The sequence below is a fragment of the Gammaproteobacteria bacterium genome (assembly GCA_036383255.1).
In the GTDB taxonomy this organism is placed as follows: Bacteria; Pseudomonadota; Gammaproteobacteria; order Natronospirales; family REEB76; genus DASUBN01.
In genome coordinates this window covers 311,919-333,073 of sequence record DASVOS010000004.1, presented here as the reverse complement: position 1 = coordinate 333,073, position 21,155 = coordinate 311,919, and the positions used below count along the sequence as shown (strand labels likewise).

24 protein-coding genes are annotated in these 21,155 nt (G+C 67.8%); 8 read left to right on the top strand and 16 right to left on the bottom strand.

Annotation, left to right across the window (positions count from 1 at the left end; translation table 11 throughout):
* Positions 1-25: 25 nt before the first annotated feature.
* Complete coding sequence (locus VF651_02565; protein HEX7964578.1) at positions 26-1,153, bottom strand: peptidoglycan DD-metalloendopeptidase family protein; 1,128 nt, start codon at positions 1,151-1,153, stop codon at positions 26-28.
* A gap of 203 nt (positions 1,154-1,356) precedes the next feature.
* On the opposite strand from VF651_02565, the gene VF651_02560 reads away from it, so the two are divergent.
* The 6 genes from VF651_02560 (at position 1,357) to VF651_02535 (ending at position 7,529) form a co-directional block, all read left to right on the top strand.
* Positions 1,357-1,779 (top strand): rhodanese-like domain-containing protein, encoded by a 423-nt coding sequence (locus VF651_02560; GenBank protein HEX7964577.1) that lies wholly within the window; start codon positions 1,357-1,359, stop codon positions 1,777-1,779.
* A 4-nt stretch (positions 1,780-1,783) separates the two neighbouring features.
* Positions 1,784-2,041 (top strand): glutaredoxin 3, encoded by a 258-nt coding sequence (grxC, locus tag VF651_02555; GenBank protein ID HEX7964576.1) that lies wholly within the window; start codon positions 1,784-1,786, stop codon positions 2,039-2,041.
* A gap of 44 nt (positions 2,042-2,085) precedes the next feature.
* The gene (gene secB / locus VF651_02550; protein ID HEX7964575.1) at positions 2,086-2,535 is read left to right on the top strand and encodes a protein-export chaperone SecB; all 450 of its coding nucleotides are present in this window, start codon (positions 2,086-2,088) and stop codon (positions 2,533-2,535) included.
* Between the two features lie 9 nt (positions 2,536-2,544).
* The gene (locus VF651_02545; GenBank protein HEX7964574.1) at positions 2,545-3,549 is read left to right on the top strand and encodes an NAD(P)H-dependent glycerol-3-phosphate dehydrogenase; all 1,005 of its coding nucleotides are present in this window, start codon (positions 2,545-2,547) and stop codon (positions 3,547-3,549) included.
* Positions 3,550-3,788: 239 nt separating this feature from the next.
* The gene (locus VF651_02540) at positions 3,789-6,074 is read left to right on the top strand and encodes a M28 family metallopeptidase (GenBank protein HEX7964573.1); all 2,286 of its coding nucleotides are present in this window, start codon (positions 3,789-3,791) and stop codon (positions 6,072-6,074) included.
* Positions 6,075-6,158: 84 nt separating this feature from the next.
* Positions 6,159-7,529: a diguanylate cyclase gene (locus tag VF651_02535; GenBank protein HEX7964572.1), complete on the top strand. Its 1,371-nt coding sequence runs from the start codon at positions 6,159-6,161 to the stop codon at positions 7,527-7,529.
* A gap of 9 nt (positions 7,530-7,538) precedes the next feature.
* On the opposite strand, the gene VF651_02530 is transcribed toward VF651_02535, so the two are convergent.
* The 9 genes from VF651_02530 to VF651_02490 form a co-directional block, all read right to left on the bottom strand.
* Positions 7,539-8,129, bottom strand: coding sequence for a YceI family protein (locus VF651_02530; protein ID HEX7964571.1), 591 nt, complete (start codon positions 8,127-8,129; stop codon positions 7,539-7,541).
* Positions 8,126-8,581: an SRPBCC domain-containing protein gene (locus VF651_02525; GenBank protein ID HEX7964570.1), complete on the bottom strand. Its 456-nt coding sequence runs from the start codon at positions 8,579-8,581 to the stop codon at positions 8,126-8,128. Before VF651_02525 ends, VF651_02530 begins: the two co-directional genes overlap by 4 nt.
* Positions 8,581-9,087, bottom strand: coding sequence for an SRPBCC domain-containing protein (locus tag VF651_02520; protein HEX7964569.1), 507 nt, complete (start codon positions 9,085-9,087; stop codon positions 8,581-8,583). Before VF651_02520 ends, VF651_02525 begins: the two co-directional genes overlap by 1 nt.
* 24 nt (positions 9,088-9,111) lie before the next feature.
* On the bottom strand, positions 9,112-10,545 hold the full coding sequence (locus VF651_02515; protein HEX7964568.1) for a DHA2 family efflux MFS transporter permease subunit: 1,434 nt from the start codon (positions 10,543-10,545) through the stop codon (positions 9,112-9,114).
* 41 nt (positions 10,546-10,586) lie between these two features.
* Positions 10,587-11,441: an alpha/beta hydrolase gene (locus tag VF651_02510; GenBank protein HEX7964567.1), complete on the bottom strand. Its 855-nt coding sequence runs from the start codon at positions 11,439-11,441 to the stop codon at positions 10,587-10,589.
* An 8-nt stretch (positions 11,442-11,449) separates the two neighbouring features.
* Entirely contained in the window at positions 11,450-11,944 is a 495-nt protein-coding gene (locus VF651_02505; GenBank protein HEX7964566.1) for an SRPBCC family protein, read from the bottom strand.
* A complete protein-coding gene (locus VF651_02500) occupies positions 11,941-12,432 on the bottom strand; it encodes an SRPBCC domain-containing protein (protein ID HEX7964565.1) in 492 nt (163 codons plus the stop codon). Before VF651_02500 ends, VF651_02505 begins: the two co-directional genes overlap by 4 nt.
* Positions 12,416-12,793 (bottom strand): metalloregulator ArsR/SmtB family transcription factor, encoded by a 378-nt coding sequence (locus VF651_02495; GenBank protein HEX7964564.1) that lies wholly within the window; start codon positions 12,791-12,793, stop codon positions 12,416-12,418. Before VF651_02495 ends, VF651_02500 begins: the two co-directional genes overlap by 17 nt.
* 94 nt (positions 12,794-12,887) lie before the next feature.
* Entirely contained in the window at positions 12,888-13,352 is a 465-nt protein-coding gene (locus VF651_02490) for a tRNA (cytidine(34)-2'-O)-methyltransferase (GenBank protein ID HEX7964563.1), read from the bottom strand.
* Positions 13,353-13,354: 2 nt separating this feature from the next.
* Between VF651_02490 and VF651_02485 the strand changes: the two genes are divergently transcribed.
* Both VF651_02485 and VF651_02480 read left to right on the top strand, forming a co-directional pair.
* Entirely contained in the window at positions 13,355-14,338 is a 984-nt protein-coding gene (locus tag VF651_02485) for a dihydroorotate dehydrogenase (protein HEX7964562.1), read from the top strand.
* 86 nt (positions 14,339-14,424) lie between these two features.
* Positions 14,425-15,036 carry a hypothetical protein gene (locus tag VF651_02480; GenBank protein HEX7964561.1) on the top strand — a complete coding sequence of 204 codons (612 nt, stop codon included), beginning with the start codon at positions 14,425-14,427 and terminating at the stop codon, positions 15,034-15,036.
* Here the strand turns inward: VF651_02480 and VF651_02475 are convergent.
* The 6 genes from VF651_02475 to glnA all read right to left on the bottom strand — a co-directional run bounded on the left by VF651_02475 (position 15,020) and on the right by glnA (position 20,946).
* Entirely contained in the window at positions 15,020-15,436 is a 417-nt protein-coding gene (locus tag VF651_02475; GenBank protein HEX7964560.1) for an OsmC family protein, read from the bottom strand. The two genes, VF651_02480 and VF651_02475, sit on opposite strands and share 17 nt — an antisense overlap.
* Positions 15,437-15,533: 97 nt before the next feature.
* A complete protein-coding gene (ntrC, locus tag VF651_02470; GenBank protein HEX7964559.1) occupies positions 15,534-16,922 on the bottom strand; it encodes a nitrogen regulation protein NR(I) in 1,389 nt (462 codons plus the stop codon).
* Positions 16,903-17,979 carry a nitrogen regulation protein NR(II) gene (glnL, locus tag VF651_02465; protein ID HEX7964558.1) on the bottom strand — a complete coding sequence of 359 codons (1,077 nt, stop codon included), beginning with the start codon at positions 17,977-17,979 and terminating at the stop codon, positions 16,903-16,905. Before glnL ends, ntrC begins: the two co-directional genes overlap by 20 nt.
* 27 nt (positions 17,980-18,006) lie before the next feature.
* The gene (locus VF651_02460) at positions 18,007-18,498 is read right to left on the bottom strand and encodes a DUF4124 domain-containing protein (protein HEX7964557.1); all 492 of its coding nucleotides are present in this window, start codon (positions 18,496-18,498) and stop codon (positions 18,007-18,009) included.
* Positions 18,499-18,848: 350 nt separating this feature from the next.
* A complete protein-coding gene (locus VF651_02455; protein HEX7964556.1) occupies positions 18,849-19,382 on the bottom strand; it encodes an arsinothricin resistance N-acetyltransferase ArsN1 family B in 534 nt (177 codons plus the stop codon).
* A 145-nt stretch (positions 19,383-19,527) separates the two neighbouring features.
* Positions 19,528-20,946 (bottom strand): glutamate--ammonia ligase, encoded by a 1,419-nt coding sequence (gene glnA, locus VF651_02450; protein ID HEX7964555.1) that lies wholly within the window; start codon positions 20,944-20,946, stop codon positions 19,528-19,530.
* Positions 20,947-21,155: the final 209 nt, after the last annotated feature.

Below are 21,155 nucleotides of genomic sequence, written 5' to 3'. Positions count from 1 at the left end.
AGCGGTTGATGGTACACCCGGTGCCTCAGGGGCTGCCGCGGCACCAGCGGCGCGGGTCGAGGGTGTCGTTGCCGTGGCGCAGCTCGAAGTAGAGGGCGGGCTGGTCCTCGCCGCCGGTGTCGCCGAGGGCGGCGATGGTCTCGCCGGCCTTCACGAAGTCGCCCACCTGGCGGGCGGCGTTCTGGTTGTGGGCGTAGATGCTGAGGTAGCCGTCGCCGTGGTCGAGGATCACCAGCAGGCCGAAGTGCGGCATCCAGTCCGCATACACCACGCGTCCCTGGGACACGGCCCGCACCGGCGTGCCGAGGGGCGCGGCGATGAGATCACCGTCCCAGCGCAGGTGGCCGCCGGCGCGCGGTTCGCCGTAGCGGTCCAGCACCTTGCCCGCCACCGGCCACAGCAGGCGGCCCTTGAGGGAGGCGAAGCGCTTGCCCTGCATGAGCTCCGGCGGCACGTCGCCCAGCGCCTTGCGCAGGCTGTCCACCAGGGACTGCATCGCCTGCTGGTCGCGCTTCAGGCGCGCGATCTCGGCGCCGCGGCTCTTGATGCCGGCGTCGAGGCTCGCCAGGAGCTCGCGCCGCGCCTTGCCGCGCGACTGCAGCTCCGCGAGCATCCTGGCGCGCCCGTCGCGCAGGCTCTTGAGGGAGCCGAGCTGGTCCTGGATGCGCGCGTCCACCTCATCCAGCGCCGCGATCTCCTTGCGCACCGCACCGATGCGCGCGGCGCGCGCGCGGTTCACGTAGTCGTAGTAGGCGAGCAGGCGCCCGACCGTCTCCGGGTCCTGCGCGTCCAGCAGCAGCCTGAGCTGCGAATCCTGGCCCTCACGGTAGGCGGCCTGCAGCTGCTCGGCCAGCGCGCGCTTCTGCGCGTCCAGCGCCGCCTGGCGTGCCGCCTTCTGGCGCTCGAGGTCGGCGAGCTGGCGCTCGGCCGCGTCCACCTGCCGGTCCAGGTCCTGGTACTCGCGCTGGGCGGCGGCGATGGCGCGCTCGCTCTGGCGCAGCTGCACTTGCAGCGCGTCGCGCTTCTGCAGCGCCGCCTCCTGGTCCTGCTGCACCCTGCTCAAGCGCGCGCGCAGGGCATCGAGCTGCTTCTGCTTGGCGGCGCTGTCCGTGGCCCCGTGGGCCGCGGCGGCCAGGGCCAGGAGCGGCAGCACAAGCCATAGCCGCCTCAGGCGGAGCGGAGAACGCATACGGTGCGGAACGGCTGGCAAATCAGGGGCCCGGCGGCAGGGATGAGGCCGATTCTAAACAATTCCGCCCGGATGAGGGCGTTTTACCCCGTGTTTCAAGGGCTTGGGAAGCGAGCTGTTATACTACGCAGCCTTTTTTACGCCGCACCCGGCCACATATACCGAACATGCCACGCCTCCTCGAGTTCATCCAGCACCACTACTACCTCGCCGGCCTTGCCGCGCTGGCGCTCGCCGCGCTCGCCGTGGACGAGGCGTTGCGGCGCATGCGCAAGTACCAGGAAGTGAGCGCCGCCCAGGGCGTGCTGCTCATCAACAAGGGCGCCGCGGTGCTTGATCTGCGCTCCCCCGCCGAGTTCTCCGCCGGCCACATCATCCACGCCCGCAACCTGCCCCTGCCGGAACTGGACGCGCGGGCGGGCGAACTCGACAAACTGAAAGGCCAGCCACTGCTGCTCTGCTGCAAGGATGGCCGCGAGGCCGGCAGCGCCGCCGCGCGCCTCTCGAAGCTGGGCTTGGGACCGGTGAGCGTGCTCAAGGGCGGCGTCGCCGCCTGGCAGCAGGAACAGTTCCCGCTGGAGCGCGGCTGAAGCCATGGCGCCGGTGACGGTCTACTCCACCCAATATTGCGGCTATTGCGTGCGTGCCAAGGCGCTCCTGGACGCCAAGCACGTGCCTTACACCGAGGTGCGCGTGGACCTGGACCCGGACAAGATGGCGGAGATGATGCAGAAGAGCGGCCGGCGCACGGTGCCGCAGATCTTCGTCGGCGGGCACCACGTGGGCGGCTTCGACGAGCTGTACATGCTGGAGCGCAGCGGCGGGCTGGACCCGCTCCTGTCCGGCAGCTGAAGTTTTCCGATAACCTTATATATAAGACCAATCCGAGGGAGCCCATGGCCGAGAACGACAACCTCCAGCAGAAGACCGTGCTGCTGAACCGCATCTACGTGAAGGACTGCTCCTTCGAGTCGCCGCGCTCGCCGGAGGTGTTCGCCTCCCCCATGAGCCCCCAGCTTGACGTGAACATGCGCACCGCCAGCAAGAAGATCTCGGGCAGCGAGGTCGAGGTGGTGCTCACCGTCACCGTGGAAGCCACCAGCGACGGCCGCAGCCTGTTCCTCATCGAGGTGCACCAGGCGGGCCTGTTCACCGTGTCCGGCTTCGCCGAAGCGGAGGAGAAGGCCATCCTCGGCAGCTACTGCCCGGGCATCCTGTTCCCCTACGCCCGCGAGGTGGTCTCGGACCTGGTGATGAAGGGCGGCATGCCCGCGCTGCTCTTGCAGCCCGTCAACTTCGACGCGGTCTACGCCCAGAGCCTGGCGGAAGCCGGGGCGGCGAAGTAAGCGCAGCCCGTGTCCGGCACGCGGCCCATCGGCATCGTCGGCGCCGGCTCCTGGGGCACCGCGCTCGCCATCTGCCTCGCGCGCAACGGCCGCGCGGTGCGCCTGTGGTCCGTGGACAAGAGCGAGCTCGAACCGCTGCCGAAGGACCGCGAGAACAAGCGCTTCCTGCCCGGCTGCCCGTTTCCCGAGTCCCTCGCCATCGAGTTCGAGTTGCCCAAGCTGGTGACGGACTGCGATGACCTCCTGGTGGTGGTGCCGAGCCATGGCTTCCGCAGCACGCTGAAGCAGATCGCCGCCTGCAAGCCCAAGACGCTGCGGCTCGCCTGGGCCACCAAGGGTTTCGAGATCGAGAGCGGCAAGCTCCTGCACGAGGTGGCGAGCGAGGTGTTCGACGGCATCCCCTTCGCGGTGCTCTCGGGCCCCACCTTCGCGAAAGAAGTCGCGCGCGGCATGCCCACCGCCGTGACCATCGCCTCCAACGACAAGCGCTTCGCCGGGGACCTGGCCCAGGCGGTGGCGAGCCCCACGTTCCGCGCCTACACCTCTGAGGACCTCACGGGCGTCGAGGTGGGCGGCACCGTCAAGAACATCGTGGCCATCGGCACCGGCATCAGCGACGGCCTTGGGTTCGGCGCCAACGCCCGTGCCGCGCTCATCACCCGCGGCCTCGCCGAGATCACGCGCCTGGGGCTCAAACTCGGCGCGCGGCCCGAGACCTTCCAGGGCCTCGCGGGCCTGGGCGACCTCGTCCTCACCTGCACCGACGACCAGTCCCGCAACCGGCGCATGGGCTTAGGGTTGGCCTCCGGCAAGAGCCGCGAACAGGTGCAGAAGGACATCGGCCAGGTGGTGGAGGGCTTCTACGCCGCCGAGGCGGTGCACGTGCTGGCCAAGCGCCTGGGCGTGGAGATGCCCATCTGCGAGCAGATCTACCGCATCCTCTATGAAGGCCAGGACCCGCGCACTGCAGTCGAAGCCCTGATGGGCCGCGCGCTCAAACAGGAAAACGCTTAAAGCTACTGCGCTCGGCAGTGCGTTGTTGCGCTCCGGCTCGCAGTCGGTCATGCACACCCAGAGTGCACTCCCTCCTGCTCGCCTCGCGCGCCTAGCCCTGCCTTCGCTCGTGACGCTTTAAGCTTTCTTTCTCTATAAGAATCTGTTGGTTGGGCTGGAACCTTACTCTGGCCGTATCATCTAAACCTCTTTACCCCCTTGCCGTATCACGAGGTATGCCCATGCGCCGTCCATGGTCCGTGAAACCCCTTGCCCTGCTGGTCTCCGCGCTGGCGGCCGGCCTCAGCTTGAGTGCCCTCGCCGCCGATGACAGCCAGCCCGCGATGCTGGGCTTCTCCGGCGCTAACGCCACAGCCCAGGCTGCGCTCGAGAAGAAGTTCGACGCGCAGCTGAACGCCGACGAGCTGCGGGAGTGGGACCGCGACATGTCCTCGGCGGCGAACAACGTGGGCACGCCCCACGACAAGGCCAACGCCGAAGCCATGCTCAAGATGTTCCAGTCCTGGGGCTGGGACGCGCGCATCGAGACCTTCTACACCCTCTATCCGACGCCAAAGGAAGAGCTCGTGGAGATGGTGGGGCCGACCAACTACAAGGCCAAGCTGCACGAGCCGGCGGTGGAAGGCGACCGCACCTCGGGGCTGACGGACAACGTGCTGCCGCCCTTCCATGCCTACGGCGGCGACGGCGACGTGACTGCCGAGCTCGTGTACGTGAACTACGGCATGCCGGACGACTACAAGGAACTGGCGCGCCACGGCGTGGACGTGAAGGGCAAGATCGTGATCGCCCGCTACGGCCAGGGCTGGCGGGGGCTCAAGCCCAAGCTGGCATACCAGCACGGCGCGGTGGGCTGCCTGGTCTACTCCGATCCCTTCGATGACGGCTACCGCCAAGGCGACGTGTATCCGAAGGGCGCCTGGCGCCCCGAGGACGGCGTGCAGCGCGGCTCGGTGGCGGACATGCCGGTGTATCCCGGCGACCCGCTGACCCCGGGCAAGGGCTCGCCCTCGAAGCCCGGCCATTTCGACCTGGCTGACGCGAAGACCGTGCTCAAGATACCGGTGCTGCCGATCTCCTACGCGGATGCGAAGCCGCTGCTCGCCGCGCTCGGCGGGCAGGTGGCGCCCGAGTCCTGGCGCGGCGCGCTGCCCATCACCTACCACATCGGCCCCGGCGCCACGCGCGTGCACCTCAAGGTGCTCAACAACTGGGACCAGAAGCCCGTCTACGACGTGATCGCGGTGATGAAGGGCAGCGAGCTGCCGGACGAGTGGATCGTGCGCGGCAACCACCATGACGGCTGGGTGTTCGGCGCCTCCGACCCGCTGTCCGGCAACGTGGCGCTGCTCGGCGAGGCCAAGGCCATCGGCGCGCTGGTGAAGCAGGGCTGGCGGCCCAAGCGCACGCTGGTATACGCGAGCTGGGATGGCGAGGAGCCGGGCCTGCTCGGTTCCACCGAATGGGCCGAGGCCCACGCGGACGAGCTGCAGAAGAAGGCGGTGCTCTACCTCAACACCGACGGCAACGTGCGCGGCTTCCTGTTCGCGCTCGGCTCGCATTCGCTGCAGGCCACCGTGAACCAGGTGGAGGACGGCATCACCGACCCGCAGACCGGCGTGAGCGTGATGGCGCGCGAGCGCGCGGCGCTCAGGGTGCAGGGTTTCTCGCCCAGCGCCTCCTCCGAGGACGCGGACCTCGCCGCCATCGCCGCCTCCGACCAGGAGCTGCCGCTCGGCCCCCTGGGCTCCGGTTCCGACTACACCGCGTTCCTCGACCACCTCGGCATCGCCTCCCTCGACATGGGCTACGACGGCGAGGGCGTGGGCGGCGACTACCACTCCATCTACGACTCCTTCGACCACTACGACCGCTTCGGCGACCCGGGCTTCAAGTACGGCGTGGCCTTGTCCCAGACCGCCGGCCACACGGTGCTGCGCTTCGCCCAGGCGGACGTGCTGCCCTACAGCTTCGGCGACTTCGCCGACACCGTGGCCCGGTACGTGGACGAGGTGCAGAAGCTGGCAGGGGGGATCCGCGCGCGCAACGAGCAGCAGAACAAGCTGCTCGGCGACAAGGCGTTCACGCTGGCGTCGGACCCGACCCTGACCTACGTGCCGCCGCCGGCGGCCAAGCCGGCGCCGTTCCTGAACTTCGCGCCGCTGGACAACGCGCTGGTGAAGCTAAAGGCCAGCGCCGCGGCCTACGACACCGCGTTCGCGGCAGTGGCGGACGGCGGCTTCAAGCTCACGGCGGACCGGCGCGCAGCACTGGATAAGCAACTGCGCGGCCTGGAACAGATGCTGCAGTACAAGGACGGCCTGCCGGGCCGGCCCTGGTTCAGGCACATGATCTATGCGCCGGGCCTGTACACGGGCTACGGCGCCAAGACCCTGCCCGGTGTGCGCGAGGCGGTGGACCAGGAGGACTGGGACACCGCCAACAAGTACATCGGAATCGACGCCGACGTGCTCCTGAAGTACAGCGCTGAGCTGGACAAGGCCACGGCCCTGCTGAAGCCTTAAGGGATCAGGCCCTCCACCACGGGGCGGGCAGCATGCCCGCCCCGTGGTATTTTAGAGGCCTCCCCCGCAGATGGACCGGAAGCCATGGCGAAGACATGGCAGTTCAGGCTCTTTTCTGCGCCGCTCTCGGCGGCGCTGCTCACCCTGCTCATCACCGGCGGCTTCGCCGCCTACATCGTGCACCTGGAGGACGTGGCGTTCCAGGCGCGCCAGCGCGCCCGCGTGGTGCAGTTCGCCGCCCTCGCCCGCGGCCGGCTGGAGCAGCAGATCAACCTCGACCTCAGCGCGCTCTTCGCGATCGAGGCGCTCACCGCCATGGACCGTGAGATAGACGAGGCCGCCTTGCAGCGCATCGGCCCGATCCTCGCCCGCAACCTGCCTGACTTGCGGGAGATACAGCTCTCTCCCGGGGGCGTGGTGCGCTACGTCTATCCCTCCTCCGGCGAGGCCCAGGTGCGCGGCATGAACCTGCTGGAGCTCGCGGGGCAGAAGGACGTGGTGCGGCAGACCATCCAGGATGGCCGCATCCGCGTGGCGGGGCCGCTGGCCTTGAAGCAGGGCGGCGTGGGACTGGTGGCACGCGATCCCATCTTCCGCGACGGCATGGGCGGCCGCCGCTTCTGGGGTTTCGCCACGCTGATCGTGGACTACGACAGGTTCACGCAGAACCTGCAGCCGCTCGTGGACAACCGGGAGATGGAGTTCGCGGTGCGCGGGAGGGACGGGCTCGGCGAGCACGGCGAGGCGTTCTTCGGGCCGGCGACCGTGTTCGACGACAAGCCCGTGACCGAATCCGTGCGGCTGCCGTTCGGATCCTGGCAGGTGGCGGCCCATCCCCGCGGCGGCTGGCAAACCTCCTCTCCGTTCAGGGCCGGATTGCTGGTGCTGGCGGTGCTGGCGGTGCTGAGCCTGAGCGTGCTCGCCTACGTGCTGAGCATGCGCGGCAGGCGCATCCGGCACATCGCGGTCACCGACCTGCTCACCGGAGCGCTGCGGCGCGGCGCCTTCCTGGAGCGCGCCTCCGCCGAGCGCGCACGCTCGCACCGCTACGGACGCCGGCTCTGCATGCTGATGCTGGACGTCGACCACTTCAAGGAAGTGAACGACCGGCACGGGCACGCGATCGGCGACCACGCGCTGGCGGCCTTCGCCGCCTGCGTGGCGGACACGCTGCGCGAGAGCGACCTGTTCGGCCGCGTGGGGGGCGAGGAGTTCGCGGTGATCTGCCCCGAGACCGACCTCGACCAGGCGCTGGCCCTGGCGGAGCGGGTGCGGGTCCAGGTGCAGGAGTTGCGGTTGCCCGACGCGGACCATTCGCTCAGGATCACGGTGAGCATCGGCGTGGTGCAGGACCGCCAGCCGGAGGGCCCCATCGAACGGCTGCTGGAAGCCGCGGACCGGGCGCTCTATGCCGCCAAGACCGCCGGCCGCAACCGCGTCAGCTCCGGCGGCTGAGGCTCGCCCTCATTTCTCGACGATCGCTTCCACCTGGATGCGCAGCGTCACGCCCATCCTGAAGCCCCAGTCCTTGCCCGCGTCCATGCCGAAGGCATCGCGGTCGAAGCTGCCAAGCACGTCGGCGCCGCACCAGTCACGCTTGTAGAGCGGATGCGGCACGCACTTGAAGGTGAGGATCTTGAACTGCATGGGCCGGGTCACGCCGCGCAGCGTGAACTGGCCGTCCACGACCGTGGGCGCGCCGTCCTTGAACCCGCCGAGCTTGCCGGTGAAGCGGGCCTCCGGGTACTTCGCCGAGTCGAAGTAGTCCTTGCCCACCAGCACCTGGTCCAGCTTGTCCAGGCCCGTGACCACGCTGCCGGTGTCCACGTAGATATCCACGGTGCCGGCGCCTGCGGCCTTGTCGAGCGTGACGGTACCGTGGCTCTTCTTGAACAGGCCGCGCCAGACGGACACGCCGTTGAAGTGGTCCGCCTCGAACAGCGGGTGGGTGTGCTCGGGGTCCACGTCGTAGACCGCCGGTGCGGCGAGGGCGGTGGTGGAGGCGAAGAGGGCGAGGGACAGGATCAACGTACGCATGTGCGGCTCCTTGTTCATACCTTCAGGGAGGCGGCGAGCCGTTCCAGGCTCTGGTTCCAGCCCTGTTCCATGCCGCCGAGCTTGGTGGCGGCGTCCTCGCTGTCACCCTCTGCCCAGGTGCTGAGGCTGAGGCGCGTCTTGCCGCCCTCGTCCGTCAGCACCAGCGTGAGGCGTCCCGTGAGCACCGCCTTGCCGTCCAGGTCCAGCGCCTCGAAATCGAAAGCCAGGCGCTCCGGCACCTTGAATTCGGTGAACACGCCGCGCATGGGATAGTCCTGCCCGTCGGGCCCGCGCATGGTGATGCTGAGGCGCCCGCCCACGCCGGCCTGGATCTCGCAACTGTGGTTGGTGAAGCCCTTGGGGCCCCACCAGCGGCACATGTGCTCCACCTCGGTCCAGGCGCGGAACACCTGGTTGCGCGGCGCGTCGTAGAGGCGGCTGATGTAGAGCTCGCGGCGCTGGGCTTGCATCAGGCGTCCCCTTCCAGGCTGTCGAGGTAGCGCTCGAGCAGCTCCATGGTGCCGCCCCAGCCCTGCTCCATGCTCGCCTTGTTCTCGGCGAAGGTCCGGCGTTCCAGGTCGGTGGCGTTGTAGGGCGCCCAGCGCAGCGTGAGCAGCGTGCGCGGCCCTTGCGGCTCGAAGGTGGTGGTGGCGAGCGTCTCGCGCGGCCAGTTGGGGTTGCCCGGGTGCACGGTGATGCCGCCCTGCCGGTCCGAGAACGATGTGATGACCACCAGCTTCTCGGGGCGCTTGATCTCCTTGAACGTCCACTTGCCCCACATCTCCATGCCGTCCGGCGTGCGCAGGCCGTAGTGGTAGGTGCCGCCCACCTTGAGGTCCATCTTGCCGCCCAGGATGTCGAAGCCCTTGGGCGCGAACCACTTGCTGAGATGCTGCTCCTGGGTCCACACGTCGAACACGAGCTCGCGGGGCGCGTTGAACACGCGGGTGGTGACGAAGTCTTCGGATGCGTTCATGGGTTCACTCCTTCGATGTCGTGTTCAGTGGGCGGCGGCGAGGGCGGCCGGCCGCGAGGTGCGCAGGAACATCACGCCCAGGAGGCCGGAGAGCAGCGCGAAGGCCGCGCCGCAGAGGAAGGCTGCCTGGTAGCCTCCGGTCAGGGCCTCGGCGTGGGCCGTGCCGGCGTCCAGGAGGCTGCCGGTGCGGGCTTCCGCCACGCTCGCCAGCACCGCGAGGCCGAGCGCTCCGCCCAGCATGAACGCGGTGTTGACGATGCCGGAGGCGAGACCGGAGTCCTGCTCCGGCACGCCGTCCATGGCCGCCATCAGCACCGGGTTGAAGGCCACGCCGGCGCCCAGGCCCAGCAGCAGCATGCCCGGCAGCACGTCCCGCACCAGGGTGCCGTCCACCGGCGCTCGGGCGAAGAGCAGGAGGCCGGCGGCGGCCAGGAGCAGGCCCACGAACATCGGCCGCTTGATGCCGTAGCGCATCACCAGCCTGGCCGAGAACCCCAGGGACATGATGGCCATGATGAGGTTGGAGGGCAGGAAGGCCATGCCGATCTGCATGGGCGTGAAGCCGAGCACGAGCTGCATGTAGAGCGCCGACAGGAAGAACCAGGAGAACATGGCGGCGGCCCAGAGGATGCCGCAGATGCTCGCCACCGAGAGGTTGCGCAGGCGCAGCATGGCGAGCGGCACCAGGGGCTTCTTCACCTTCGCCTCCACGCCCAGGAACACGCCGAACACCACGAGCGCAGCGGCGAGGATGCCGAGGGTCAGCGGCGAGGTCCAGCCGTTCTGGTTGCCGTTGATGGTGGCGTAGTTCGCGAGCAGCAGCGCGAGGGTGACGGTGACGGCGCCCGCCACGTCCAGGCTCTGCCGCCCTTCCGCCTCGCCGGCGTGCCTGGGCAGGAGCTTCCAGCACAGGATGAACACGGCGATGCCCACCGGCACGTTCACCAGGAAGATCCAATGCCAGTTGAAGCCCCCGGTGAGCACGCCGCCCAGCAACGCGCCGATGCAGCCGCCGCCGGAGCAGACGAAGCCGTACACGCCCATGGCCTTGGTGCGGTCATGGGTCTCGGTGAAGAGGTTCAGGATGAGGGACAGGGACACCGCGTCCACGATGGCTCCCCCCAAGCCCTGGATGCTGCGCGCCACGATCAGGAACGACTGGGAGCCGGCGATGCCGCAGGCCAGCGATGCACCCGTGAAGAGCACGAGGCCCACGAGGAAGATGCGGCGATGGCCGTAGAGGTCGCCGAGGCGCCCGCCCAGCAGCAGGAAGCCGCCGAAGATGAGGATGTAGGCGTTCACCACCCAGGCCAGCGACACGTCGTCGAAGCTGAGGTCCGCCCGGATGGACGGCAGGGCCACGTTCACGATGGTCACGTCCAGCACGATCATGAGCGCGCCCGCGCACAGGATAGCCATGGCCAGCCAGCGGTTGTCGTAGTGCTTCGCGATGCTCATGTGTGCTCCGGTTTCGTGTTTCTTGGTTCTGGTTCTTGGGATCAGTCGGCTGCGGCCAGGAACTCGTCCACCATGGCCACGAACAGCTCCGGAACCTTGCTGTCAGGGTCCGGCGACATGGCCTCGCCCAGGTAGCTGCCGTGGCTGCCGGGCAGGATCGCGAGGCGTCCGCGGGGCAGGAGACGATACATCTGCACCGCGTGCTCCGGCTGGACCAGGTCGTGGTCGCCGATCACCACCAGCGTGGGTGCCTGGATGGAGCGGATCTCCGCGTCCTTCCAGCCCTGGAAGGCCTGCATGCGCTGCGCGTCCTTCTGAAACATGTTGTGCAGCGCCTTCGGGTCCGGGTTTATCTTAAGGTAAGCATCCTTATAGACCTGCGGCATGTCCGAAAATTGCGCGTGGGACATGCCCTCCCAGAACGCGGCGGGCGCGCCGTCCCGCGCGTAGAACGCCGAGGCCGCCACCAGCCGGCGCACCCGCTCGGGGTGCCGGATGCCGAGTTCGAGGGCGGTCTGGCCGCCGTTGCTGAAGCCGAGCACGTCCGCCTTCTCTATCCCGAGCTGCCTGAGCAGCTCCGCCGCGTCGTCCGCGTCCTGCCGGAAGCTCTCGGGAGCGGCCCGGTCGCCGCTGTGGCCGTGGGCCTGCATCTCCAGCGCGATCACCTGCTGCGACTTCGCCAGCGCGGGCAGCACGCGGCCGAAGCTGGTGCCGATGGTGGAGCCGCCGCCGTGGATCAGCACCAGCGGCCGGCCGCGGCCGTGGATCTCATAGTACATATGCAGGCCGTTCACCTCCGCGTAACCCGAACACTCGGACTGCGCGGGAGTGCAAGGCGAGACTGCGAAAGCCGCAACGGGCAACAGCGCGACCGAGAGCAGCAGGGGCTTCAGCATGGCGTGCCTCACTTGGCCGCCGGCCGGGGCAGGTCCTGCACCGCGCCACCTTCCAGGGAATCGGCGATACGTTCCATCAGGCCGCGGGTGCCTTTCTCGCGGGAACCGGCGTCGTCATAGCCGTCCAGGAACGCACCCTGTTCCGTGATGGTGAGCTTGGAGCCATCGCCGTCCTTCGCGAACAGGATGGTCGCTAGCGATACGGAGATGTGCCGGCCGTCCAGGTGCATGTCGTAGGCATAGACGATGCGCTGCTCCGGCACGATGTCGTGGTACACGGCGTCGAAGGTGGAGACCATGCCGCTCTTCCACTTTCCGGAGAGATGCTCACGGCCGCCCACGCGGAAGTCGAAAACCCGGGACTGCATGTCCCACTCGCTGCCGCCGCCGAACCAGCGGCTCTTGGCTTGCTGGTCGGCGAACGCCTTGAACAGCAGGGCCACCGGCGCGTCATAGCGGCGGTCTATGGTGAAGCTGGCGTGCTCGACCTTGTGCTGGCTCATGACCTGATGCCCATGTTGGAGAGCTTCGACAGCAGCGCCTCCAGGCGCTCGAAGCATTCGCTCCAGCCGCCGGCGTGCCCGTCGCGGTCCGCGGCGGAGGTGAAGCCGGTCTGGGTGAAGACGACGCGGGTCTTGCCGCCCAGGTCCTCGAACAGCACGGTGATGAGGGTCTCGCCGCCCAGCTTGCCGTCTTCCTGCTGCCAGGCATGGGTCATCACCAGCTTCCTGTTCAGCTCCACTTCCTTATAGATGCCGCCGAGCCACAGTTCGCTCCCGTCCGGTTTCTTCATGCAGGCGCGCCAGTGGCCACCGGGTTCGGCCTTGCCCTCCGAGTACGGGATGGTGAAGCCATGGGGCGCCGACCATTCCTTGAGGTGCCGGCCCTCGGTCCAGCAGGCGAACACCAGCGAACAGGGGGCGTTGAACACGCGGGTGAGGACCAGTTCCGGCACCATCACAGGCGCAGCATCACTATTTCTTGGGGCCATGTTTCTTCTCCTTAGGGCTGGCAGCAGCGGCTTCTTCGGCCTGCAGTTCCTTCAGGTATTCGCCGAGGCGATCCAGCTTCTCTTCCCAGAAGCGGCGGTATTGCTCCACCCAGTTGGACACGTCCTGGAGCGGCGCGGCCTTGAGGCGGCAGGGACGCCACTGGGCGTGACGGCCGCGGGTGATGAGCCCCGCCTTCTCCAGCACCTTGAGGTGCTTGGTCACGGCCGGCAGGCTCATGTCGAAGGGCTCGGCGAGCTCGGTCACCGAGATCTCCCCCAGTGAGAGCCGGGCCAGGATGGCGCGGCGGGTGGGGTCCGCCAGGGCAGCGAAGGTAGCGCTCAGGTGATCCGCTTGCTGCATAGTATTACACCGATAGGTTAATTAACCTTTGGGTAAAGTACTCCCGATGCGGCCGGGAGTCAACAGGGTATAAACCCCGGGAATCACACGGTTCTTACACCCCTCCCGCGAAATCCTGCTGCCGCCAGGCCTCGAAGACCAGCACGGCCACGGCGTTGGAGAGGTTCAGGCTGCGGTTGCCGGGGCGCATGGGCAGTCGCAAGATCTGCTCCGCGGGCAGGCCATCCAGCACCGGCTGGGGCAGGCCGCGGGTCTCGGGACCGAACAGGAAGGCGTCTCCGGGCTGGAACGCCGCTTCCGTGTAACGGCGACTGCCGCGGGTGGAGAGGGCGAAGACGCGTGTGGGCCGCACGGCCGCGAGGCAGGCCTCGAGATCGGCGTGCTCCGTGACGTTCGCCATCTCGTGGTAGTCCAGCCCCGCACGCTTCACCCGCGATTCGCTGAGCTCGAACCCCAGGGGGCGCACCAGGTGCAGCGCGGCGCCGCTGTTGGCGCACAGGCGTATGATGTTGCCCGCGTTGGGCGGGATCTCAGGCTGATAGAGGATTACGTGGAACATATATGAAGGACTTCACTCCCCTGCCCTCGTCCCTCAAGCTCGACTTCTGCGGCATGCGGTTCGACTCGCCGCTGGTCTTGCTCTCGGGCTGCGTGGGGTTCGGCGAAGAATACACGCGGGTGGCGGGCTTCTCCAACCGGGATGCCGGCGCCGTGTGCCTGAAGGGCACCACCCTGAAGCCGCGCCTCGGCAACCCGGCGCACCGGGTATATGAGACGCCCTCGGGCATGCTGAACGCGATCGGCCTGCAGAACCCGGGCGTGGACCACGTGGTGAAGAACATCCTGCCCACCCTGGACTTCTCCGAGACCCGCTTCATCGCCAACGTCTCGGGTTCCACGGTGGAGGAGTACGCTGAGGTCACGCGCCGCTTCGACGACTCGCCCATCGACGCCATGGAGATCAACATCTCCTGCCCGAACGTGAAGGAAGGCGGAGTGCAGTTCGGCAACGACCCGGACATGTCAGCGCGGGTGGTGGCGGCCTGCCGCGCGGTGACCAAGAAGCCCATCATCACCAAGCTCTCGCCGAACCAGACCGACATCGCGCTGAACGCGCGCCGCTGCATCGAGGCGGGCACCGACGGCTTCGCGGTCATCAATACCCTCATGGGCATGGCGGTGGACGTGGAGAAGCGCTCCGCCGTCATCGGCAACTTCCAGGGCGGCCTCTCGGGCCCGGCCATCAAGCCCATCGCGCTGCTGAAGACCCAGCAGGTGTACCAGGTGGCGAAGGCCCACAACATCCCGATCATCGGCCAGGGCGGCGTCACCACGGTGAACGACGCCATCGAATTCCTCCTGGCCGGGGCCACGGCCATCGGCGTGGGCACCGCGCTCTTCTATGACCCGCTGGTGTGCAAGAAGCTGAACGCCGGTATCGCCGATTACCTGCAGCGCCACAACCTGAAGAGCGTCTCCGAGCTCACCGGCACGCTCAACGTGCCCGGCAAGAAGGTCGCCGCTGAGACCTGCGCGGCGGGTTGAACTTAGGTCGTCTTGTCTTTCAGTGCTTTCGTCGCGTAATGGAGACGCGGCCGGACTGCACCCCTAGAATGGATGCATCCACCTGCATGGATGATTCCATGGACTCGCGCTTCAAGCTCGCCTACCTGTTGTTCCCCTTGGTCCTGCTGGCCGGCTGCACACCCTGGGAGATCCTGGACGCCGCCACCGGCCAGCCCTTGGAGGATGTGCAGGTCAGGATCGAGGCGTACCCGCTGGTGCAGGGCGGAGGCCTGGGCTCGCCTCCCCAGACCTTCGAAGCCGTCACGGGCCGGGACGGGAGGTTCGAGACGCCGGACTGGGTGATGCAGAACATGCACAACCCCGCCAGCAGGATGAACCTGGTCAAGGCGGGCTACGTCGCGGATGCTTTCAAGACCGCCGGCCGGCGGGATCAGGATCCGGAGGGCTGGCAGAGGCATCCGGTGATCTACATGCGCACCATGACCGAAGCCGACCGGCAGGAAGAGGAAGCACGGCGGCAGATGGAGGAGCAGATCCGTGAACTCAAGGAAGGGAAGATGCCAGCGATGATGGCGCCGGCCCCGGTACTGAAGGCGGTGAGGGCGGCCCCGACCCAGAACTGCATCGCAGCCCAGAGCGCGGCGCCGGCGGGTGCGACCCGCCCCGCACCGGCGGTGGTGCGGTGCCAGGGCCCGGCGGCTAGCCCTCCACGATGATCTCCGCCGGCTCGAACTTCACGTCCATCCCTTTGCGCAGAGTGGTCTGGATCTCCGCCACCTGGTCGGTGTGCAGCATCAGCTCGCGGATCGCCTGCTCATCGCCCTTCGCCGCCACCCGCGCGCGGTAGCTTATCGCCTGGAGCGGCTCGCCGGTGCCTTGGAAGTCGGCCTGCACGTCCACGTTCACCCGCAGCACCTCGATGCCGCGCTCGCGTCCCTCGCGGTAGATGTCGTTGCAATAGCTGGTCGCCACCGCGAGGCATAGGAGTTCCGAGCCATTGACGCTAGAACCGGTGCCGCTGCCGCTGGGCGGCACCGCCACCTCGCGGGCGATGTTGTTGGTGGCCACCACGGCGGCGTGGTGCTGGTCCCAGTTCTCCACGGAAGCTTCGATCAACATGGCATCCTGCCTCTGGCGGGGGTGATGCCCGATTCTAGTCCCGGCGTCCCGACTTCCCTTTCCGGATTAACGTATTGCCGCGGCGCGCGACATGTCAGGCGCGTTTCGGCTTGAGCTTGCGCGTGAGCGTGTTGCGGCCCCAGCCCAGGAGCTTGGCCGCGTCCTGGCGCCTGCCGCCGGTGCGGGCGAGAGCCGCATCCATGAGGATGCGCTCGAACTCCGCTTCGGCATCCGCGAGCGCGGCGTGGCGGCCTGCGTCCAGTTCCGCGTCAGCCCAGGCGCGCAGCGCCTGGCGCCAGTCGGCATCTCCCTTCGGTGCGCGGCCCTGCTCCAGCGCCTCGCCGAGGTCGCTCTTGTGCACGATGCGCCCGGGCGCCATCAGCATGAGGCGGCGGCAGAAGTTCTTGAGCTCGCGCACGTTGCCGGGCCAGGCACGCTCGCTCAACGCGGCAAGGGCGTCGGCGGTGAGGCGCTTGCCCGCCACGTTGAGCTCCCGCGCCGCCGCACTCATGAAGTGCTCCAGCAGGAGCGGGATGTCTCCGCGCCGGTCCCTGAGCGCCGGCATGTGCACGTGCACCACGTTGAGCCGGTGGAACAGGTCCTCACGGAACGCGCCCTGCGCCACGCGGGCCTGCAGGTCCTGGTGGGTGGCCGCGAGGATGCGCACGTCCACCTTCACGGGCTCGTGCCCGCCGACCCTGAAGAACTCGCCCTCCGCCAGCACGCGCAGGAGCCGGGTCTGCAGCGCCGGTGACATGTCCCCGATCTCGTCCAGGAACAGGGTGCCGCCGTGGGCCTGCTCGAAGCGGCCGAGGCGGCGGCCGGTGGCGCCGGTGAAGGCGCCCCGCTCGTGGCCGAAGAGCTCGGATTCGAGGAGTTCCGCCGGGATGGCGGCGGTGTTGAGCGCGATGAAGGGCTGGCGCGCGCGCGGGCTGTGGCGGTGCAGCGCGCGGGCCACCAGTTCCTTGCCGGTGCCGGATTCGCCGGTGATGAGCGCGGTGAGGTGGCTGCGGGTGAGCCGGCCGATGGCGCGGAACACCTCCTGCATGGCCGGCGACTCGCCGACGAGCTGGTCTTCGTCCACCGCGGCGGCGCTCGCCTGCCCCGCGGGCTGAGCCTGCAGCGCGCGCTGCACCAGCGCCGCGAGCTCGTCCACGTCGAAAGGCTTGGGCAGGTATTCGAAGGCGCCGCCCTGGTAGGCGCTGACCGCGCTCTCCAGGTCGGCGTGGGCGGTGACCACGATCACCGGCAGGCGCGGGTGGTCGCGGCGCAGCGATTTCAGGAGTTCGAAACCGCCTTCGCCGGGCAGGCGCACGTCCGACACCAGCGCCGCGGGCACCGCGCCGCTGAGGGCCTGCCGCACTTCTTCCGCGCTGGCGAACAGGCGCACCGCGTGGCCCGCCTCCTGCAGCGCCTTGTCCATGACCCAGCGCAGCGCCGGGTCGTCGTCCACCACCCAGACCTCAGGCGTGCTCGCGTTCATGCTGCTCTTCCAGGGGGAGTATCACGGAGAATACGGTGGCGCCCGGCGCGCTCACGCACTCGATGAGGCCGGCGTGGCGGTTCACGAGTTCCTGGGCGATGGAGAGCCCGAGGCCGGTGCCGCCTGGCTTGCCGCTCACGAGCGGCGCGAAGATGCGCGGTTGCAGCTCCGGCGGGATGCCGGGGCCGTCGTCGGCGATCTCGACGCAGGCGGCGAGGCGATGGCGGCGCTGGCCGATGGTGAACTGGCGCAGCGCCCGGGTGCGGAAGGTGATACTGCCGCGCGCGCCCAGCGCCTCGCGTGCGTTGCGCGCGATGTTGAGCAGCGCCTGCACCAGCTGGTCGCGGTCGAGGGAGAGTTCCGGCAGGCTGGGGTCATAGTCGCGCAGGAGCTTCACGCCAGCCGGCGCATCGGCCTGGATGAGCTTGAGCACGTGCTCCAGCAGTTCGTGGATGTTCACGGCGCTGCGCTGCACGGGCCTGGTGGGGCCGAGCATGGCGTCCACCAGCGCCGTGAGCCGGTCGGCTTCCTTGAGGATCACGCCGGTGTATTCGCGCAGGGACTCGTCCGGCAGGCGCCGCTCGAGCAGTTGCGCCGCGCCGCGAAGACCCCCTAAGGGGTTGCGGATCTCGTGGGCGAGGTTGCGGGCCAGCACCCGGTTCGCCGCATGCTGTGCGATGAGCGCGTCGTCACGGCTGATGCGCAGGTGCCGGTCCAGCGGCGCGAGCTCCACCAAGAGCGGCGTCTCGCCCTCCCGTTCCGCCACCGGCGTGGCGGTGCAATCCACCGTGACCGTGTCCCGTTCGGCGAGCGGCAACCGGAGTTCGCGCTGGGTGAAGGTCTCGCGCCGGCCGGCACTGCGTTCCAGGGCGGCGGCGAACTCCTCCGCTTCCGGCAGACACTCACGGATGGGACGGCCCAGGACCTGGCGCGCATCGAGCCGCAACAGGGTCTCGGCGGCGGGGTTCAGGTAGGTGAGATGGAGCGCGCCATCCAGACACAGGACAGCGGTGGTCTGGTTCTCAAGGATAGCGGGTAGGGACAGTCCTGAGGCCATGCACCATTATAGTGCACGCGCACTAAATCAGTGCTTTGTGCCCCGCTGAATATAGAAGGTGACGGACTTGGCGATCATCACCGTGCCGTCCTGCCCCTGCAGGTTCGCGCTTACGGTATGGGCTCCCCGGTCCAGGTCTTCGAAGGTGAAGGAAGCCTGGCTCATGGGGCCTTGGACGTGTCCGTCCAGGGTGATGGTCACTCTATCGCCAGGACGGAGCCCGGGGACGACGTTCAGGCTCACGGTGACGCTGGTGACGTTCCAGTACACCTCATCCGGCTTGGGTACAGCGATCTCGAACGAGGTATAGGGCGCCCGTTCCGGGGCCCTGTCCTCGTCAGTCTGCTGCGGACGGTCGCTGTCGTTAGTGGGGACGGTGACGGGCTCGGGCATCTTGAAGGTGGTGGCTGGCGGCAGCTTGATCTTCTTGGCCCCCGGCTGGGGCTTATCCGAGTAGTGCACGTTCCCCTGCTCATCCACCCACTTGTAAAGCGGATCCGCGGCCACCATGAAAGTCATGGCAGTCAACGCAATAAAGACCAGCGCGATACGGTTCATATGGGGTAGAGAGTAGTCCAAATCCCTGATTACTCACAAGTTTAGGTAACTTATCGTCACAGGGCTTGCGGATACCTAAGTCGAGGACTATAGTATTAATGGACTAGACGGTCTAGTCCACTTTGTCAACTGGAGAACGTTTTCAAGAATCACGCGCTCCCCGCGCGTGAAACGCAGCTCCGCCCTCCCTGCGGAGCTGCCCGGGAGCTACCCCACTCCCGGTCTATTGCTGGCGGGTCGTTCTTTACCCCATCCCCGCGGCCCGCCAGCTTTTCTATTCGAGACCGCCGGCCGAAAGGCCGGCGGTTTTTTCATGCGCGAGACTTCTCCAAGCAGCCCTCCGGCGCGTCTGCCGGCACCACGTAGCTGCGCAGAGCTTTCTGCCACCAGCCCACGTCGCGCCAAGCGCCCAGCTTGAAGCCGGCCTTGCGGTACACGCCCACCGGTTCGAAACCCATGGCTTCGTGCAACCCGACGCTCGCCGCGTTCGGCAGCGTGATACCGGCGAACGCGGTGTAATAACCCTGCTGCACCAGGAGCCCGAAGAGTTCGGCGTAGAGCGCCCGGCCCACGCCGTGGCGCCGGCGGGATACGTGCACGTATACCGAGGTCTCCACCGACCACCGGTACGCGGGGCGATCGCGATGCCGCGAGGCATAGGCGTAGCCGCCGACACCGTCCTCGTCCTCCCACACGAGCCAGGCGATCGCCTTGCGTATGCGCTCGGCCATCGCGGTGTCCGTGGGCGGCGTGAGCTCGAAGGAGACGCTGCTGTCCTCGATGTTCGGCCGGTAGATCGCGTTGACCGCGGCGGCGTCCGCTGCGGTCGCGAATCTGATGTCCATAAGCGTTTCTCCAAAGCACTCGGCCGCCCGAGGGGTGTGCCGCATGCGGCGCACGGCCCGCCAGGGATGGTTCTATGCTGCGCCTCTTAAATGGCACGGCCGCATCGCTGCGGCCGTGCTTCTCTTCACTCTCGACGCTTCTCGCTCACAGCGAGTAGTACATGTCGAACTCGACGGGATGCGTCGTCATCCGCAGGCGCGTCACGTCCTGCATCTTGAGGTGGATGTAGGCGTCGATCACGTCGTCCGTGAACACGCCGCCCTTCTTGAGGAACTCGCGGTCCTTGTCCAGGTGGTCGAGCGCCATGTCGAGCGAGTAGCACACCTGCGGGATGTTCTTCTCCTCCTCCGGCGGCAGGTCGTAGAGATCCTTGTCCATGGCCTCGCCCGGATGGATCTTGTTCTGGATGCCGTCCAGGCCCGCCATCATCATGGCCGCGAACGCGAAGTACGGATTCGCGCTGGAGTCCGGGAAGCGCACCTCGATGCGGCGCGCCTTGGGGTTCGACACGTAGGGGATGCGGATGGAGGCGGAGCGGTTGCGGGCCGAGTAGGCCAGCATCACCGGCGCCTCGAAGCCAGGCACCAGGCGCTTGTAGCTGTTGGTGCCGGCGTTGGTGATGGCGTTCAGCGCGCGGGCGTGCTTGATGATGCCGCCGATGTAGTAGAGCGCGGTCTCGGAGAGGCCGCCGTAGAGGTTGCCGCTGAACAGGTTCTTGCCGTCCTTCGCCAGGGACTGGTGCACGTGCATGCCGTTGCCGTTGTCGCCCACCAGCGGCTTGGGCATGAAGGTCGCGGTCTTGCTGTAGGCGTGCGCCACGTTCATGACCACGTACTTCAGCATCTGCACCTCGTCCGCTTTCTGCACCAGGTGGCCGAAGGCCACGCCGATCTCGCACTGGCCCGCGGTCGCCACCTCGTGGTGGTGGACCTCGGTCATCATGCCCATCTCCTCCAGCGTGGAGCACATGGCGGAGCGGATGTCCTGCAGCGCGTCCACCGGCGGCACCGGGAAGTAGCCGCCCTTCACGCCGGGGCGGTGGCCGAAGTTGCCGTCCTCGTAGGCGCGCTCGGAGTTCCAGCCGGCTTCCTGGGAGTCGATCTTGTAGAAGGAGCCGCTGATGTCGGAGCCCCAGCGGATGTCGTCGAAGATGAAGAACTCGTTCTCGGGGCCGAAGTAGGCGGTGTCGGCGATGCCGGTGGACTTGAGGTAGGCCTCGGCGCGTTTGGCCAGCGAACGCGGATCACGCTCGTAGCCCTGCATGGTGGAGGGCTCGATCACGTCACAGCGCAGGTTGAGGGTCTTGTCCTCGAAGAACGGGTCCAGCACCGCGGTGGTGGCGTCCGGCATCAGGATCATGTCGGACTCGTTGATGCCCTTCCAGCCGGCGATGGACGAGCCGTCGAACATCTTGCCGTCCTCGAACAGCTTGTCGTCCACGGTGTGGGCGGGCACGGTCACGTGCTGCTCCTTGCCGCGGGTGTCGGTGAAGCGGAAGTCCACGTAGCGCACGCCTTCCTTGGCGATGAGGTCGAGGACGTCTTTGCCGTTCTTGGTGGCCATGTCGGTGCTCCGAAAGAGGTGGGTGGCGATGCCTATGTATATGCACGCCGCGTGCCAACTTGCTGGACTCAGCATCGGCGCGGGGCGAGGAGAAGGCAGGGATACTAACCCATCATCCGCTTGCACCAAAATGGTGCAACGTGGTTTCCGTGAATGCCCCGGGGGAAGCCGCTATACTGCGTCCTCCGCGCGGGCGGGCTGCCAAGGCC